Annotated in this window: 16 protein-coding genes; 6 read left to right on the top strand and 10 right to left on the bottom strand. The window is 55.6% G+C overall.

All coding sequences use genetic code 11. From position 1 onward, the window contains the following. Positions 1 to 6: 6 nt before the first annotated feature. The 4 genes from OKF39_RS12745 to OKF39_RS12730 are packed head-to-tail and all read right to left on the bottom strand — an operon-like array spanning position 7 to position 3548. Complete coding sequence (locus tag OKF39_RS12745) at positions 7 to 726, bottom strand: ABC transporter ATP-binding protein (RefSeq protein ID WP_048999754.1); 720 nt, start codon at positions 724 to 726, stop codon at positions 7 to 9. Then, positions 719 to 1486, bottom strand: coding sequence for an ABC transporter ATP-binding protein (locus OKF39_RS12740; protein WP_479983006.1), 768 nt, complete (start codon positions 1484 to 1486; stop codon positions 719 to 721). Before OKF39_RS12740 ends, OKF39_RS12745 begins: the two co-directional genes overlap by 8 nt. Further along, entirely contained in the window at positions 1483 to 2589 is a 1107-nt protein-coding gene (locus OKF39_RS12735; protein ID WP_047368619.1) for a branched-chain amino acid ABC transporter permease, read from the bottom strand. The genes OKF39_RS12740 and OKF39_RS12735 overlap by 4 nt, the downstream gene beginning before the upstream one ends. An 8-nt stretch (positions 2590 to 2597) precedes the next feature. Next, entirely contained in the window at positions 2598 to 3548 is a 951-nt protein-coding gene (locus OKF39_RS12730; protein WP_063154187.1) for a branched-chain amino acid ABC transporter permease, read from the bottom strand. Positions 3549 to 3718: 170 nt separating this feature from the next. Here OKF39_RS12730 and OKF39_RS12725 point away from each other — a divergent pair, with 170 nt between their 5' ends. Next, positions 3719 to 4663, top strand: a complete 945-nt coding sequence (locus OKF39_RS12725) for a LysR substrate-binding domain-containing protein (RefSeq protein WP_320716317.1) — start codon at positions 3719 to 3721, stop codon at positions 4661 to 4663. Between the two features lie 55 nt (positions 4664 to 4718). On the opposite strand, the gene OKF39_RS12720 is transcribed toward OKF39_RS12725, so the two are convergent. Beyond that, positions 4719 to 5828 (bottom strand): porin OmpC, encoded by a 1110-nt coding sequence (locus OKF39_RS12720; protein WP_479983005.1) that lies wholly within the window; start codon positions 5826 to 5828, stop codon positions 4719 to 4721. A gap of 476 nt (positions 5829 to 6304) precedes the next feature. Continuing rightward, the gene (gene yddG / locus OKF39_RS12715) at positions 6305 to 7183 is read right to left on the bottom strand and encodes an aromatic amino acid DMT transporter YddG (RefSeq protein WP_479983004.1); all 879 of its coding nucleotides are present in this window, start codon (positions 7181 to 7183) and stop codon (positions 6305 to 6307) included. A 221-nt stretch (positions 7184 to 7404) separates the two neighbouring features. Here yddG and fdnG point away from each other — a divergent pair, with 221 nt between their 5' ends. The 3 genes from fdnG to fdnI are packed head-to-tail and all read left to right on the top strand — an operon-like array spanning position 7405 to position 11997. Beyond that, complete coding sequence (gene fdnG, locus OKF39_RS12710; RefSeq protein ID WP_479983003.1) at positions 7405 to 10452, top strand: formate dehydrogenase-N subunit alpha; 3048 nt, start codon at positions 7405 to 7407, stop codon at positions 10450 to 10452. Between the two features lie 11 nt (positions 10453 to 10463). Continuing rightward, on the top strand, positions 10464 to 11348 hold the full coding sequence (gene fdxH, locus OKF39_RS12705) for a formate dehydrogenase subunit beta (RefSeq protein WP_479983002.1): 885 nt from the start codon (positions 10464 to 10466) through the stop codon (positions 11346 to 11348). Further along, positions 11341 to 11997, top strand: a complete 657-nt coding sequence (fdnI, locus tag OKF39_RS12700) for a formate dehydrogenase-N subunit gamma (RefSeq protein ID WP_028013252.1) — start codon at positions 11341 to 11343, stop codon at positions 11995 to 11997. Before fdxH ends, fdnI begins: the two co-directional genes overlap by 8 nt. 48 nt (positions 11998 to 12045) lie before the next feature. Here fdnI and OKF39_RS12695 read toward each other — a convergent pair whose 3' ends face one another. The 3 genes from OKF39_RS12695 to ppk2 form a co-directional block, all read right to left on the bottom strand. Continuing rightward, positions 12046 to 12369 (bottom strand): CcdB family protein, encoded by a 324-nt coding sequence (locus OKF39_RS12695; RefSeq protein WP_047368614.1) that lies wholly within the window; start codon positions 12367 to 12369, stop codon positions 12046 to 12048. Then, positions 12369 to 12557 (bottom strand): type II toxin-antitoxin system CcdA family antitoxin, encoded by a 189-nt coding sequence (locus tag OKF39_RS12690; RefSeq protein ID WP_045260590.1) that lies wholly within the window; start codon positions 12555 to 12557, stop codon positions 12369 to 12371. Before OKF39_RS12690 ends, OKF39_RS12695 begins: the two co-directional genes overlap by 1 nt. A 102-nt stretch (positions 12558 to 12659) precedes the next feature. After that, on the bottom strand, positions 12660 to 13478 hold the full coding sequence (gene ppk2 / locus OKF39_RS12685; protein ID WP_479983001.1) for a polyphosphate kinase 2: 819 nt from the start codon (positions 13476 to 13478) through the stop codon (positions 12660 to 12662). Positions 13479 to 13811: 333 nt separating this feature from the next. Here ppk2 and OKF39_RS12680 point away from each other — a divergent pair, with 333 nt between their 5' ends. Together OKF39_RS12680 and araJ are read left to right on the top strand one after the other, a co-directional pair. Further along, on the top strand, positions 13812 to 14318 hold the full coding sequence (locus OKF39_RS12680; RefSeq protein WP_063437954.1) for a YqhG/Tai3 family protein: 507 nt from the start codon (positions 13812 to 13814) through the stop codon (positions 14316 to 14318). A gap of 187 nt (positions 14319 to 14505) precedes the next feature. Further along, the gene (gene araJ / locus OKF39_RS12675) at positions 14506 to 15681 is read left to right on the top strand and encodes an MFS transporter AraJ (protein WP_479983000.1); all 1176 of its coding nucleotides are present in this window, start codon (positions 14506 to 14508) and stop codon (positions 15679 to 15681) included. 6 nt (positions 15682 to 15687) lie between these two features. Here the strand turns inward: araJ and OKF39_RS12670 are convergent, their stop codons facing one another. Further along, positions 15688 to 16779 carry an alkylhydroperoxidase domain protein gene (locus OKF39_RS12670; protein WP_479982999.1) on the bottom strand — a complete coding sequence of 364 codons (1092 nt, stop codon included), beginning with the start codon at positions 16777 to 16779 and terminating at the stop codon, positions 15688 to 15690. Positions 16780 to 16788: the final 9 nt, after the last annotated feature.

The following is a 16788-nucleotide window of genomic DNA, read 5'->3' as shown; positions in this document are numbered from 1 at the left end:
GTGTGGTTAAACGGGCATTTCGCCCAAATAAATGTGTGCAATCTGGTCGTCGTTAAGCAGCGCTGTCGATTCGCCATGATGAACAATGCTGCCGCTGTCCATCACCCACGCGCTGTCGGTCACTTCCAGCGCGAGCCGGGCGTTTTGTTCGATCAGCAGCAGGGCGACGCCGCGCTCGCGCAGCCCGGCGATAACGGCAAATATGTTCTCGACCATCTTCGGGGCAAGGCCCATCGACGGCTCGTCGAGGATCAGCAGGCGCGGGCGGCTGAGGAGGGCGCGGTTAAGGGCCAGCAGCTGTTGCTCGCCGCCGGACAGCAGCCCGGCAAGCTGATGCTGGCGCTCGCCCAGACGCGGGAAACGTTCGAAAATCTCGTTCATCTCGCGCTTAATGGTGACAGTGTCACGTCTTAGCCAGGCGCCCATCTGCAGGTTTTCCAGTACCGTCATGCGGGAGAAGATCCCGCGGCCCTCCGGGACCATGACCAGCCCGTCACGAAGCAGGGTCTCCGGGCTCTGTTTACGGACCGGCTTACCGCTGAATTCAATACTGCCGCTAAAGCTTTCCAGCCCGGTAATGGCGCGCACGGTGGAGCTTTTCCCCGCGCCGTTAGCGCCGATCAGCGTAGCCTGTTCGCCCTCGTGCAGGGTAAAGGAGACATCGCGTACGGCCTGAATGCCGCCGTAATGCACGTCCAGACGTTCTACCTTCAGTAATTCAGTCATGGGCGTTACCTCCAAGCCAGGCGGCGATCACTGCCGGGTCGCGCCGCACGCTTTCCGGCGTACCGCTGGCGAGCGTTTTACCGTAATCAAGCACCGTCAGGCGATCGCAGATGCCCATCACCAGCTTGACGTCATGTTCAATCATCAGCAGGGTTTTGCCGTCATCGCGGATGCGGATGAGCAGCTCGCCGAGCGCCACTTTTTCCGCCGCGTTCATTCCTGCGGCGGGCTCGTCCAGCGCCAGCAGCAGCGGATCCGTCGCCAGCGCGCGGGCGATTTCAAGGCGACGCTGATGACCATAGGCCAGATCGCAGGCGCGATAGTGGGCGAACTGCGCAATGCCGGTATATTCCAGCCAGTGCCAGGCCAGCTCGCGGGTCTGCTTCTCTTCCTCGCGGGCGCGTTTATGGCGGCTCAGCGCGGCCCACAGACCGTTACGGGTGCGCACGTGGCGGCCCACCATCACGTTTTCCAGCACCGACATCTCGTTGAAGAGGCGCACGTTCTGGAAGGTGCGGGCAATCCCGGCTGCGGTGACTTTCTCTATGTGCTTTGGGAAGTAGGGCTTATCGGCAATCGAAAACTCGCCGCTGTCCGCCGGATAAAGCCCGGTGATCAGGTTAAAGCAGGTGGTTTTTCCCGCGCCGTTGGGGCCAATCAGCCCGTAGATTTCCCCTCTGTTCACGGTAATCGAAACGTCATCTACGGCAGTCAGCCCGCCGAAGCGTTTTGACATGTTGCGTACGGTTAACAGGCTCATGCCTTCACCTCCTTGTGGCGTACCGGCCAGAGGCCTGACGGGCGCACCAGCATGACCAGCACCAGTGCCAGACCGTAAAACAGCTGGCGCAGCACTTCCGGGTCAATCAGTACCGTACCGAACAGCGCCTGCTGAACCGGCGCTGCCTGGCTGCGCAGCAGTTCCGGCAGGGCGGTAAGCAGTACCGCGCCCAGGATCACGCCCGGTATGTGCCCCATACCGCCCAGCACCACCATCGCCAGTACGGCAATCGATTCCTGTAAGGTGAAGGATTCCGGGGAGACAAAGCCCTGAAACGCGCCGAACAGCGCACCTGCTATGCCGCCAAAGGAGGCGCCCATCGCAAAGGCGAGCAGCTTATAGTTACGCACGTTGATGCCCATCGCGCGGGCCACGTCTTCATCCTCGCGGATGGCGTGCCAGGCGCGGCCAATACGGGAATGCTGCAGGCGCAGGCAGACAAAAATAATCGCTACAATCACCAGCATCAGCAGGTAGTACCACAGCCACAGGGCGGGCACTTTGAAACCAAACCAGTGGTAGACGCCGCTAAACTTCAGGCCGAACAGGTTCAGCGTATCCACCCCGGTAATGCCCTTTGCGCCGTTGGTGATGTTTACCGGACGGTCGAGGTTGCGCATCAGGATGCGGATAATTTCGCCAAAGCCGAGGGTCACTATCGCCAGGTAGTCCCCGCGCAGCTTCAGCGTGGGCGCACCGAGTAAAATCCCGCAGACTGCCGCCACGAGGGCCGCCAGCGGAATAATAAGCAGATACGAGGTGTGCAGCCCGTCCGGGAACCAGACGCTGAGGATCGGAAACACCTCCAGCAGGTGTGGGGAGGCCATCAGTGCCGCGAGGTAGGCGCCGACGGCGTAAAAGGCGATAAAGCCCATGTCCAGCAGGCCGGTATAGCCGACCACAATATTGAGCCCGAGCGCCAGCATGATGTAGAGCAGGGCGAAGTCGATAACGCGCACCCAGTAGTTGCCGCCGAGCTGCGTGGCCACCACGGGTGCAATCAGCAGCGCGAGGCAGAACAGGCTCATGCCTGACCAGAATTTGCGCGTCGTCGCCGGGGCCTGAATTTGAAGTGTTGTCATGGTATTCCTTACGCCCTGTGCGCTACGCGCTCGCCCAGCAGGCCAGCCGGACGGAAGACCAGCACCAGGATCAGCACCATAAAGGCAAAGACATCCTGATAGTTGCTGCCAAATACACCGTGGGTCAGTTCACCCAGGTAACCTGCGCCCAGCGCTTCGATAATGCCGAGCAGGATGCCGCCAATCATGGCACCCCGAATGTTACCAATGCCCCCAAGCACTGCGGCGGTAAAGGCCTTGATCCCGGGTAAAAAACCCATCGAGAAGCTGGCGTTACCGTAGTTGCTCGCCATCATTACGCCTGCCAGCGCGGCAAACGCCCCGCCAATGGCAAACGTCAGGGTGATAATGGCGTTTGGGTTAACCCCCATCAGCGTGGCCACGCGCGGATTTTCCGCCACGGCGCGCATGCCGCGCCCCAGGCGGGTGTATTCCACCAGCAGCCAGAGCCCGATCATCACCGCCAGCGCCAGCGCCACGGTGACAATACCGGTAACGGTCACGATGGCGGGAGGGTGCATTTCACTTCCTGACGTCACGGTAATCGGATCCATGGGCAGGATCTGCGGAAACATTAGCGGGTTGCGCGTCCAGATAATCATCGCCACGGTTTGCAGCAGGACGGAGACGCCGATACCCGATATCAGCGGCGCCAGGCGCGGAGCGTTGCGCAGTCGACGGTAGGCAAAGCGCTCCACGGCCATGGCCAGCAGGGCGCAAACGGCCATGGCAATCATCAGGGCAACGCCGAGCTGCAACAGCAGCGGCATATGCGGGAAGGTGCTATTCAGGGCGTTAATGGCGGAGAGCGTGGTGAGCGCGCCGACCATCAGAATATCGCCGTGGGCAAAGTTAATAATGCGCAAAATGCCATACACCATGGTATAGCCCAGCGCGATCAGCGCGTAGATGCTTCCCAGCATCACACCGTTGATCAGTTGTTGTATGAGTGTATCCAACGTCTGTACCCGCAAAGTGCTCGTTCTGCGGCTACCATCCAATAAATGAATTAAATTGTAAAATACGCATCTATTATTTCTTATGATAAATAAATATTGTTTTATGCTTATGATTTAAATGAAAATAGTTAATGCCTGCTTTTTGGTGAAAAGCCTAAAGAAATCAACATATGAATAAAACAGAACAATTGACGAGCCTGACGGCGTTTGCAGAGAGCCGCCTGGCAAACGATCCGCCGCTTCGGGCCGTACGTGCATTCGAGGCCATCGCCAGGCTGGGGAGCGTCACGCTGGCCGCGCAGGAGCTGGATATCTCTCCGTCGGCCGTCAGCCATCAGCTCAAGGTGCTCGAAGGATACCTGCAAATGCCGCTCACGGAACGTCAGGGACGCAGGCTGGTGCTGAGCCAGCACGGGCGGGAATATTACCGCTCGATCCGTGCGGCCTTTAACGTGTTGCGCCAGGCGACGGAGCACCTGGCGGAGCAGGCGCAAACGCGTCAGGTCACCATCAGCCTGATTCCGCTTTTTGGTATGGGGTGGTTTATCCCGCGCTTGCCTGCGTTCATGCGCGCCAATCCCCAAACCGAGATCAACGTGGTGTATGCCAATCACCGTAACTATCTGAGCGACGCGTCGGATATGTCGATTCGTTTTGGTAACGGGCAGTGGGCGGGGTATCAGAGTGAAAAGCTGATTTCCGGCCAGATGGTGCCGGTGTGCAGCCGCGCGTTTTTGCGCGTACATGGCCATATCGACACGCCTGAACAGCTGCTGCAAATGCCGCTGCTGCACGATGAAGAGCGTACGAGCTGGACGCAGTGGTTTTTGTTGCAGGGGGTAAAACGTCCACTCCGGCGCAGCGGCCCGCTGTTTGAAGACGGGCTGTTGACGCTGGCGGGCGTTCAGGCAGGGCTGGGATGTGCGCTCATGCGGGAGCCGCTGATTGCGCCATATCTTGAGAGCGGCGAGCTGGTCAAGATATTTGACTTACCGATTGATGACGGGCGCGATTATTACCTCTGCGTGCGCTCAGATTCAGAGATGACCGAAGACGGCAAGCTGCTGCAAACCTGGCTGCGTCGGGCGGCAGGCGGGGAGTTGTCTGTCGGGTAAAAGCGGAAGATAAAAAAAGCCAGCGTGTTACGCTGGCTTTTTGACAGACAAGATTTTAGAACTGGTAGGTCAGACCCAGCGCCACGATGTTGTCGGTACCGATACCTGCCTGGCGAGTGAACTGGTTGTCGTCCAGCAGGTTGATTTTGTAATCCACGTAGGTGGACATGTTTTTGTTAAAATAGTAGGTGGTGCCGACATCAATGTATTTAACCAGATCCTGGTCGCCGAAGTTCTCGATGTCTTTACCTTTAGACTGCAGGTAAGCGATGGATGGACGCAGGCCAAAGTCGAACTGATACTGTGCCACAACTTCGAAGTTTTGCGCCTTGTTTGCAAAGCCGTAGATGTCGCTGCGGTTACCGTTAGAGGTGCCGAAACGGGTTGCGTTATAGGTCTGAGAGTACTGCGCCGCGAGGTAAACGTTGTTCGCGTCGTACTTCACGCCGCCGCTGTACACTTCAGCGCGGTCGCCTTCACCGTATACGCCAGCCGCATTCTGGTCAGCGGTACGGCGAGAAGAAGACATTGCACCACCGACGCTGAAGCCTTCACCCAGATCGTAAGTCAGAGACGCACCGTAGCCGTCGCCGTTCTGGTTCAGCAGGCTGCGGCCGTTGGTGTTTTCACCGCTTACGCTGCCATTTTTACCCTGGTACTGCAGGGCAAAGTTCAGGCCGTCAATCAGACCGAAGAAGTCCTGGTTACGGTAAGTTGCCACGCCGTTTGCACGAGACTGCAGGAAGTTGTCGGCACCGTAGGTGTCACCGCCGAATTCTGGCAGAACGTCGGTCCAGGAGGTCACGTCGTAAATCACGCCGTAGTTACGACCGTAATCGAATGAACCGGCTTCAGCGAACTTCAGACCTGCGAAGGCCACACGGGTCCAGGACTGGTTGTCGCCTTCGTCCTTGTTACCCTGAATCTGGTATTCCCACTGGCCGTAACCGGACAGCTGGTCGTTAACCTGGGTTTCACCCTTGAAGCCGATACGCATGTAGGTTTTATCACCGTCTGCGCCTGCGTCATCAGAGAAATAGTGCAGACCTGTCACTTTACCGTACAGATCCAGCTTGTTACCGTCTTTGTTATAAATCTCAGCTGCGTTTACAACGCCTGCTGCCAACATGGAAGTGACTGCCACTGCAACTAATTTAAGTTTCATCTTAAATATTCCTTATAATTTTTTTCAGTATTTCCTGAACCATCGCGAACGATTTCTAAACGAGGCTGTTCGTCAACGGCGTGCTATTTTTAAAAATCTTGTAGTTGTCTTTCAATAATAAGTTTCAAAATATGAGTAATAATTTCATTTAGTGTGATCGAGATCGGGTTAATGACGGCTGAATAAAATGTTGTGGCGATTATTTAATCAGTATGAGTTTATTTTTTTGGCAACTATGATGGCGAATATTATTGCATTTCGTGTTATTAATAGCGGTAATATTCGCAGGGAAGTAGTTACGCAGCGGTGTCAGGTTATGTCAATTTGATGTCGGGGGAATTGACGAAGGAAGCTAATATAAACAGAACATCAACAAATGCACTAATGTTCTGATTAATATATTACGATGTGATCACATATTAAATTTATGTTAATTTTTCTGCCGGATTTAATCGAACCCGGCATAAATCTGAACCCTATTTTCGTGTAGCGTACCAGCAGAGCAATGACCCGGTGCAGACCATCAGCGCGCCCTGCCAGAACGTAAAAGAGAGGGGTGAGCTTAGCAACACGGCTGCAAGCGCGGCGGAGAGCACGGGAGTAAAATAGGATACGGCAGCCAGCACCGTGACGTTACCGTGCAGAATGCCAATATTCCATGCCGCATAGCCAAACCCAAGCGCAATGCCGCACATAACGAGCTTCACGATAACCGGAAAGCTGAACACCATTTCTGGCTGATCGCTAATGGTATATTTCACCCACAGGCTCAGCGCAGTGAGCAAAACAAAGAGGGTAATACCGTTTTGCCCTTTGGCAAATTTGGCGGTTACGGTGCAGTAGGCGGCCCAGATAAATGCTCCGGCAAAAGCAAGCGTATAGCTAAGGGGATTAGAGACGACATTGCGGATTATTTCATCAATGTGTAATCCTTGCTCTCCTCCTAATACCCAACACACGCCGAGCAGAGCGATAGCTAAACCGGGGACGACCCACAGCGTTGATTTCTGTCCGTTGAATAAAATAGCAAAGACGATCGTCAGGCTCGGCCAGAGATAATTAACCATACCGACTTCTATGGCCTGCGCTCGCGTGGCGGCATAGCCTAACGACAGCGCCAGACATATTTCGTAACTGACAAACAGTACGCTGCCTGCAATAAGATACCCAGGTGAAAAACGTTTAATATCAGGAAATCCTACCGTTAACAGGCACAATAACCCGCTAAGGGTGTAAATCATCGCCGCGCCGCCGACGGGCCCCAGCCCCTCGCTTACGCTGCGAATCAGGCCCACCATTGTGCTCCATAGCAGTATCGCCGCCAGCCCCGTGAGCGTTGCTCTCTTTCTGTCCATTACGTTTTCATCGCTAATAAAATCAAAGGGAAAATGTATAGCATTAATTCTGACCCTGTCGCGAATTATTCTCTTACGTGTTTAACCCTTAAGGGGTATTCAAACGCGGCAGCGGTGACTATTAAGGGGGCGACGTCAGGCGACCTTGATTTGACGCAAAAAAAACAGGGGCTTTAATGTTAGTTTGCGGCGCGAAGTCTTACCAGATAACGAGGACAACAATGGACGTCAGCCGCAGACAATTTTTCAAAATCTGCGCGGGCGGTATGGCCGGAACCACAGCCGCAATGCTGGGATTTGCTCCCAAAATGGCGCTGGCTCAAGCACGCAACTATAAGCTGCTGCGTGCGAAAGAGATCCGTAACACCTGCACATACTGCTCCGTGGGTTGTGGGCTATTGATGTATAGCCTGGGCGATGGCGCGAAGAACGCCAGAGAAGCGATTTACCATATTGAAGGGGATCCGGATCATCCGGTGAGCCGTGGGGCGCTGTGCCCGAAAGGGGCGGGACTGCTGGACTATGTCCACAGCGAAAACCGCCTCCGCTACCCGGAATACCGCGCGCCGGGCTCCGACAAATGGCAGCGCATCTCCTGGGATGAGGCGTTCTCCCGTATTGCAAAACTGATGAAAGCCGACCGTGACGCCAACTTTATTGAAAAGAACGAGCAGGGCGTGACGGTCAACCGCTGGCTCTCTACCGGGATGCTGTGTGCATCTGCGGCAAGCAATGAAACCGGCATGCTGACGCAAAAATTTGTGCGCTCTCTCGGCATGCTGGCGGTTGACAACCAGGCGCGCGTCTGACACGGACCAACGGTAGCAAGTCTTGCTCCAACATTTGGTCGCGGTGCGATGACCAACCACTGGGTTGATATTAAAAACGCAAACGTCGTGGTGGTGATGGGCGGTAACGCCGCTGAAGCCCATCCGGTGGGATTCCGCTGGGCGATGGAAGCGAAAAACAACAACGATGCGACGCTTATCGTCGTCGATCCGCGCTTTACGCGTACGGCATCGGTGGCCGATATCTATGCGCCGATCCGCTCCGGTACGGACATTACGTTCCTCTCCGGGGTTCTGCTGTACCTGATCGAAAACAACAAAATTAACGCGGACTACGTTAAGCATTACACCAACGCGAACCTGCTGGTGCGGGATGATTTTGCCTTCGATGACGGGCTGTTCAGCGGCTATGACGCTGAAAAACGTCAGTACGACAAGACGTCCTGGAACTATCAGTTCGATGAAAACGGCTATGCGATGCGGAATGAAACGCTGACGCATCCGCGCTGCGTGTGGAACCTGCTGAAGCAGCACGTTTCCCGCTATACGCCGGACGTGGTGGAGAACATCTGCGGCACGCCGAAAGCGGACTTCCTGAAGGTGTGCGAGGTGCTGGCCTCTACCAGCGCCGCTGACAGAACCACCACGTTCCTGTATGCGCTGGGCTGGACGCAGCACACCGTGGGCGCGCAGAACATCCGTACCATGGCGATGATCCAGCTGCTGCTCGGCAACATGGGGATGGCCGGTGGCGGCGTGAACGCCCTTCGCGGACACTCTAACATTCAGGGCTTAACCGATCTCGGCCTGCTCTCCACCAGCCTGCCGGGCTACCTGACGCTGCCCTCGGAAAAGCAGGCCAGTCTGCAAGCGTATCTTGAAGCTAATACGCCAAAAGCAACGCTGCCGGATCAGGTGAACTACTGGAGCAACTATCCGAAGTTCTACGTCAGCCTGATGAAATCCTTCTACGGCGACGCGGCGCAGAAGGAGAACGACTGGGGCTTTGAGTGGCTGCCCAAGTGGGACCAGGCTTACGACGTCATTAAGTATTTCAACATGATGGATAAGGGCGACGTCACCGGTTATATCTGCCAGGGCTTTAACCCGGTGGCGTCATTCCCGGATAAAAACAAAGTCGTGCGCAGCCTGAGTAAGCTGAAGTACATGGTGGTTATCGATCCGCTGGTGACCGAGACCTCCACCTTCTGGCAGAACCACGGGGAATCTAACGATGTCGATCCGGCGTCGATTCAGACCGAAGTGTTCCGCCTGCCATCCACCTGCTTTGCGGAAGAGGACGGCTCTATTGCCAACTCCGGCCGCTGGCTGCAGTGGCACTGGAAAGGGCAGGACGCACCGGGCGAAGCGCGTAACGACGGCGAAATCCTGGCCGGCATTTATCATCGGCTGCGCGAAATGTACCGCACCGAAGGCGGCAAAGGCGCTGAGCCGCTGCTGAAGATGAGCTGGCACTACAAGCAGCCGGATCGTCCTGAGTCTGAGGAAGTCGCGAAAGAGAACAACGGCGTGGCGCTGGCGGATCTCTACGACGCCAACGGCAGCCTGGTGGCGAAGAAAGGCCAACTGCTGAACAGCTTTGCGCTGCTGCGTGACGACGGTACCACGGCATCGTCCTGCTGGATCTACACCGGCAGCTGGACGGAGCAGGGTAACCAGATGGCGAACCGCGATAACGCTGACCCGTCAGGCCTGGGCAACACGCTGGGCTGGGCATGGGCGTGGCCGCTGAACCGTCGCGTGCTGTACAACCGCGCGTCCGCCGACGTGAACGGCAAGCCGTGGGATCCGAAACGGATGCTGATCCAGTGGAACGGGGCGAAGTGGACGGGGAACGACATTCCGGATTACAACACCGCCGCGCCGGGCAGCAACACCGGACCATTCATCATGCAGCCGGAAGGGCTGGGGCGCCTGTTCGCTCTCAACAAGCTGGCAGAAGGGCCGTTCCCGGAACACTACGAGCCGATGGAAACGCCGCTGGGGACCAACCCGCTGCACCCGAACGTGGTCTCAAGCCCGGTGGTGCGCATCTACGAAGAGGACGTGCTGCGCTTAGGCAAAAAGGACAAATTCCCGTACGTGGGGACGACCTACCGCCTGACCGAGCATTTCCACACCTGGACCAAGCACGCGCGGCTTAATGCCATCGCGCAGCCGGAACAGTTTGTGGAGATAAGCGAAACGCTGGCGAAGGCGAAAGGCATTGCCAACGGCGATCGCGTCAAGGTGAGCAGCAAGCGCGGCTTTATTCGCGCCGTGGCGGTGGTGACCCGTCGTTTGCAAAGTCTGAACGTGCACGGCCAGCAGGTGGAAACCGTCGGTATTCCGCTGCACTGGGGCTTTGAAGGGGTGGCGCAGAAAGGCTATATCGCCAACACCCTGACGCCAAACGTCGGCGATTCCAACTCGCAAACGCCGGAGTACAAAGCGTTTCTGGTCAACATCGAGAAAGCGTAAGGAGCGATTGAATGGCGATGGAAACACAAGACATTATTAAACGCTCCGCGACTAACCCGATTACCCCCGCGCCTCGCGCGCGGGACTACAAGGCAGAAGTCGCCAAGCTTATCGACGTCTCCTCCTGCGTGGGCTGTAAGGCCTGCCAGGTGGCCTGCTCAGAGTGGAACGACATCCGCGACGAGGTGGGGCACTGCGTCGGGGTTTACGATAACCCGGCGGATCTGAGCGCCAAATCCTGGACGGTGATGCGCTTTAGCGAAACCGACCAGAACGGCAGGCTGGAGTGGCTGATCCGCAAGGACGGCTGTATGCACTGTGAAGATCCGGGTTGCCTGAAGGCGTGTCCGTCTGCCGGTGCGATAATTCAGTACGCCAACGGGATCGTCGACTTCCAGCAGGATAACTGCATCGGCTGCGGCTACTGCATCGCGGGCTGTCCATTTAATATCCCGCGCCTCAATAAAGAGGATAACCGGGTATACAAATGCACGCTGTGCGTGGACCGCGTCAGCGTCGGGCAGGAGCCTGCGTGCGTGAAGACCTGTCCGACCGGGGCGATCCACTTCGGCACCAAAAAAGAGATGCTCGACGTGGCGCAAGAGCGCGTGGATAAGCTGAAAGCGCGCGGCTACGACAAGGCGGGCATTTACAACCCGCAGGGCGTGGGTGGCACGCACGTGATGTATGTGCTGCATCACAACGAGCAGCCGGAGCTGTATCACAACCTGCCGAAAGATCCGGCGATCGATACCTCCATTAACCTGTGGAAAGGGGCGCTTAAACCGCTCTCTGCGGCGGGCTTTATCGCCACCTTTGCGGGGTTGATTTATCACTACATCGGTATCGGCCCGAATAAAGAGGTGGATGACGACGAGGAGGAGCATCATGAGTAAGTCGAAAATGATAGTGCGCACCAAATTTGTCGATCGCGCCTGTCACTGGACGGTGGTCATTTGCTTCTTCCTGGTGGCGGTATCCGGCATTTCGTTCTTTTTCCCGACGCTACAGTGGCTTACGGAAACCTTCGGGACGCCGCAGATGGGGCGCATTCTGCATCCGTTCTTCGGCGTGCTGATTTTCGTGGTGCTGATGTTTATGTTCGTGCGCTTTGTCCATCACAATATTCCGGACAAGCAGGACATTCCGTGGGTGAAAGGGATTGTCGAAGTCCTGAAGGGCAACGAGCATAAAGTCGCGAAGGTGGGAAAATACAATGCCGGACAGAAGATGATGTTCTGGACCATCATGAGCATGATTTTTGTGCTGCTGGTGACCGGGGTGATGATCTGGCGTCCGTATTTTGCACAGTACTTCCCGATCCAGGTGGTGCGTTACGCGCTGCTAATTCACGCGACGTCTGCCATCATCCTGATTCATGCCATCCTGATCCATATGTATATGGCGTTCTGGGTAAAAGGGTCGATCAAAGGGATGATTGAAGGGAAGGTGAGCCGCCGCTGGGCGCAGAAACATCACCCGCGCTGGTATCGTGATGTGGAACGGCTGGAGGCGAAACAGGAAAGTACGGAAGGGATGAAGTAAGACCTGCGCCGTCGGCTCTGCCCGGCGGCGCTGCGCTTGCGCGGGCCTTCATGTGTTAGTCAATAAACGATCAATTGCCGCTATAACGTCATGACGTGCGTTGCGTAAATTACAAACAAAGTCTTTAGGGTTGATTTTATTGTTGTTAATGTTTGTTATCATCGGTGAATAAATCAGAAACGTTTCAAAGTCGATATTTATCCCCGGAGCCAGATGGCTTTGCCATAACGGCAACTTATTATTTCTCGCGAGCGGTACAATTACGCGTGTGGCAAGATCATCATAACAATCATCCTGAATGAGCATATAATAGGGAAGTTTGTCCCGTGTAGCCGCAGATGTATTACGGTAAACATTAAATTGTCTCAGCATTAAAGCACCCTGAAAAACTCATCATCAGTGATGGTTCCGTGTTTCTCCACAAAATCATTCATTGCCCGTATAAATGCACGATCCTCTTCTGATGGCTGCCGCCGCCTGGTTGAGTTTTGTTCTGCATGACACAAGGGCTTACGCGATGTGATGTTCTGGCCCAGCTCTGCTTCTGTGGTATGTTTCATCGTTATCTCCTTTGTTGGTGCGGTCATTATCAACCGCCGCCAACAAAAAACGATACTGTATCCCCTGGTAATCTATATTCTGCGAGCCGCCTTCCAATTATATCAGAATCGCTCCTCTACATACCGGAACGGGTATTTCGTGGGTTTAAGTTTGCCGATTTTGCGCTTCGGTAAATCCACCTTGTCGAGGTGAATTTTTTTATACGGAATCTGCGAAAGCAGATGCGAAATAATATTCAGACGCACGCGTTTTTTATCTTCAGAACGGGCGACAAACCACGGTGCCCAGGCTGTATCGGTGGCTTCAAACATGGCGTCGCGCGCGCGGGTGTATTCGTCCCAGAGGTTAAAGGATTTAATATCCATCGGCGACAGCTTCCAGATCTTACGCCCATCGTTAATGCGGTCGCGCAGGCGGCGCTCCTGCTCTTTCGGCGTCACCTCCAGCCAGTACTTCAGCAGGATAATCCCGGCATCGACCATCGCTTTTTCCATGACCGGCGCGCCGTCTAAAAATTTCTCCGCCTGTTCCTCCGTGCAGAACCCCATCACCCGCTCCACGCCCGCGCGGTTATACCAGCTGCGATCGAAGATCACGATTTCACCCGCCGAGGGCAGGTGGGGCACATAGCGCTGGAAGTAGAGCTGGCTTTTCTCTTTATCCGTTGGGGCAGGAAGCGCAACAACGCGAAACACGCGGGGGCTGACGCGCTCGGTGATCGCTTTAATGGTGCCGCCTTTGCCGGCGCCGTCGCGTCCCTCAAAAACAATGCACACCTTCAATCCTTTGGCGACGACCCACTGCTGGAGCTTAACCAGTTCGACGTGCAGGCGGCGGAGCTCTTTTTCATACTCTTTGGTCTTAAGGGGGGCATTCGATGCGACATCAACAGCGACAGGGGTTTTCTTTTTGCTTCCCATGATTGTCATCCTCAGGTTGTCCGGCGTGGAAAAAGCGAGGCCGCACTATGAAGTGTAATCCACTTGTTATTATGCGTATTGTTTTTATCACAATGCTTTTTTAAGAAGTTACTGAGGTATTTACGCAGGTGCTTAGCACCCGTTCCACTATTAGAACGCCGCGGATGTAATAAAAGCATTTTTAATACCACTGTTTGTGTGTGGTTAATGTAATAATTCATTCTTATTTACTAAAAGGAACTAAGAATGAGTTGGAATAAAGACGCTGCGGTTTCGTATCTCCGCTCACATGCTCTGGGGCGCTCTCATAATGAACGTGCTATGGATGCATAGATGAAAAGGATATTTTTATCATTCGTTATGTTGCTGGTGAGCTGTAGTTCGGCTGCCAATCAAGGACGTAGCGCACAAGACGCTACTGTATCATTTTATAAATCCTATCTTTCTGCATTCGGCAGCGATGAAGCCAGGCCTTATCCTGCCGATGAACTGCGCAAATATGTTTCTGCTGATACTATTGCTCGCATCAATGCTATTCAGGAAATCTTTGAACAAGAGTTAATAGAGTCTGACTATTTTACGTATACCCAAGATTACTCTCGTGAATGGATACCTGCGTTACGAGTGGAAAACGCCAGGCCATTTTTAAACGGTGAAGTTGTCCAGGTTATTGAAGGGGCGGGTAACGGGAGAAGCATCCACCTTGAGGTATTTCTTCGTCGTGAAGATGATGCATGGAAAATCTATCGCGTTCGTGACGTAACGAACAATTACGAGCACCCAATTTTCAATGCTGGCGCTATTACACGCGCTAAAGAAGCGGCAGAAAGCACACCGTAAAAGCCAGACCTTAAATCCTTTAAAGCCCTGACGCCTGCCGGGGCTTTTTGTTTTCCATTCCCCCGTGTCGTGGTTGGAGAAAACTCCTGAATTAATGGATTAACGTGTCAGCCAGCTGATTTGAACTGGCTCACCATACAAGATTATTTAATAATGCCCTCGCGATTGATTAACCGGTGGTTGAGGCATGAAAAAGACAATATTTTCGTTGGCGCTTGGCACATTTGGCCTGGGTATGGCTGAATTTGGCATTATGGGGGTGTTAACCGAGCTGGCGCACGACACCGGTATTTCGATTCCCTCCGCCGGGAATATGATCTCGTTTTATGCCTTCGGCGTGGTGATTGGCGCGCCGATTGTGGCGCTGTTCTCCGGCAAGTTCTCGTTAAAAACGACGCTGCTGTTTCTGGTTGCCATGTGCGCAGTCGGAAATGCCCTGTTTACGTTTTCTACGTCGTATTTCTGGCTAGCGCTGGGGCGTTTGATCTCCGGTTTTCCGCACGGGGCCATTTTTGGCGTCGGGGCGATTATCCTCTCTAAAATTGCGCCACCCGGGAAGGTGACGGTCGCGGTGGCCGGGATGATCGCCGGGATGACCGTGGCCAACCTGGTGGGCGTCCCGCTCGGCACCTGGCTGGGGCACCAGTTCAGCTGGCGCTATACCTTTTTCCTGATTGCTGCGTTCGACGCGCTGGTTATCCTCTCGGTTCTGCTCTGGGTACCGGATATCCATGACAAATCAGAAATCAAATTGTCCGAGCAGTTCCACTTCCTGAAGAAACCGGAACCCTGGCTGATTTTTGCCGCCACCATGTTTGGCAATGCTGGCGTGTTCGCGTGGTTCAGCTTCGTTAAGCCGTTTATGGTCAACGTTTCTGGCTTTTCCGAAGGGATGATGACGGCCATCATGATGCTGATGGGCCTTGGCATGGTCTTGGGCAATCTGCTGAGCGGCAAACTCTCGGGGCGCTTTAGCCCGCTGCGCATTGCGGCCATCACCGATATGGTGATTGTCGCCTCGCTGCTGCTGCTTTTCGCCCTGGGCGAACTGAAAACGGCCTCGCTGGTAATGGGCTTTATCTGCTGTGCCGGGCTGTTTGCGCTCTCTGCACCGCTGCAAATTTTGCTTCTGCAAAATGCGAAGGGCGGTGAGATGCTGGGGGCGGCCGGAGGGCAGATGGCGTTTAATCTCGGCAGCGCGATCGGGGCGTACTTTGGTGGGATGATGATTACCCTCGGCTTTAGCTGGCGCTACGTCACGCTGCCTGCGGCGCTCCTCTCGTTCTCGGCCATGACCGCGCTGTTGATCTACGGTTACCTGCGGGCCAGACAGGCTCAGGCTAACGCTCGCGCGCTAGCCTGATTGCATTCAGGCAAGCCAGGGCTCACCCAGCGTCAGCATCAGGCGGTTGGCCCAGGCGAAGAACGCAGCGGACTGCACCAGGTCCAGCTGGGCTAAGGTGTCCAGCCCCTCTTTTTCCAGAGCGGCGAGGTGCAGTGGCGTGGCGGCAGGCGGGGTAACCGACAGCGCCGCCGCAAAATTAATTTCCGCCTGCCAGCGCGCAGATTGCCCCTCGCTCAGGGAGCGTCCCGGACGCACGGCCAGCAGGGCCTCTACCGCCGCGTCATCCTTTGACAGCTGGCTGGCTTTGCGCGCATGGACAGAGGCGCAGTAGATGCAGCCGTTAATTTTACTGGTTACCGTTGCGGCCAGCTCGCGCTCGGCGCGCGGCAATCCCCCCGGCGTATAAAAAATTCCTTTATCCGTTAGCGTGCGCTGTTCAAGCACCGGCAGGTTGCGCCCCAGCAGGCGGAAGTAGTCGGAATCGGTATGGCCAAATTTCGCCAGAACGGCAACCTCGTCATCATGGAAGTCCGCCAGCGGTTTGGCGTCGATCCACGGCTCCCAGCCCAGCTCCTGCTGGGTGAACGCGACGGGAGCCGTCTTCCCGGAGACCGTGGTTGCGGTTGTATGCCAGATGCCTGCCGCCACCGGCGCATCGCTTGCCACCACCGGCTTGTCATTTAGCAGCCGCAGCCCGGCGACGAGTCGGCTCTGAAAGCTGACAAACGCAACAAGCTGCGCCAGGGTAACAATGCCTTCCTTGCTCCAGCCCGCGCGGGTCAGCGCCGTCAACGCGGACGGCGTGGCTTCGACGGGAGAGAACGTCAGCAGGCGCGCGAAGTGCAGCGCCGGGGTCAGGCGTTCGGATGTAGGGTCGGCCAGGCCAAACCCCGCATAGTGCGCGGCCAGCGCCTCCGCGTTGTGCCACCTGGCGACTTTTGCCGCGACGGCGAAGCGCTCGTCGAGCGCAAAATCGCTATCCTGCTGGGTAAATAAGATTTCGTAGCTGCCCTGTGCGTGGCGCGTGGCGGCGTCCCGCGTGGTGCGCGCCTCTGCCAGAGGGGAACCGGGTTTAATTTCCGCCAGCTCGGCGAGAATGTCGTGACTTAATGCCATAGGTATCTC

The sequence above is a fragment of the Enterobacter cloacae complex sp. HYC042_NIDB genome (genome assembly GCF_056673315.1).
Note: the sequence above shows the minus strand (reverse complement) of the source record. Positions and strands in the feature narration are given on the sequence as shown.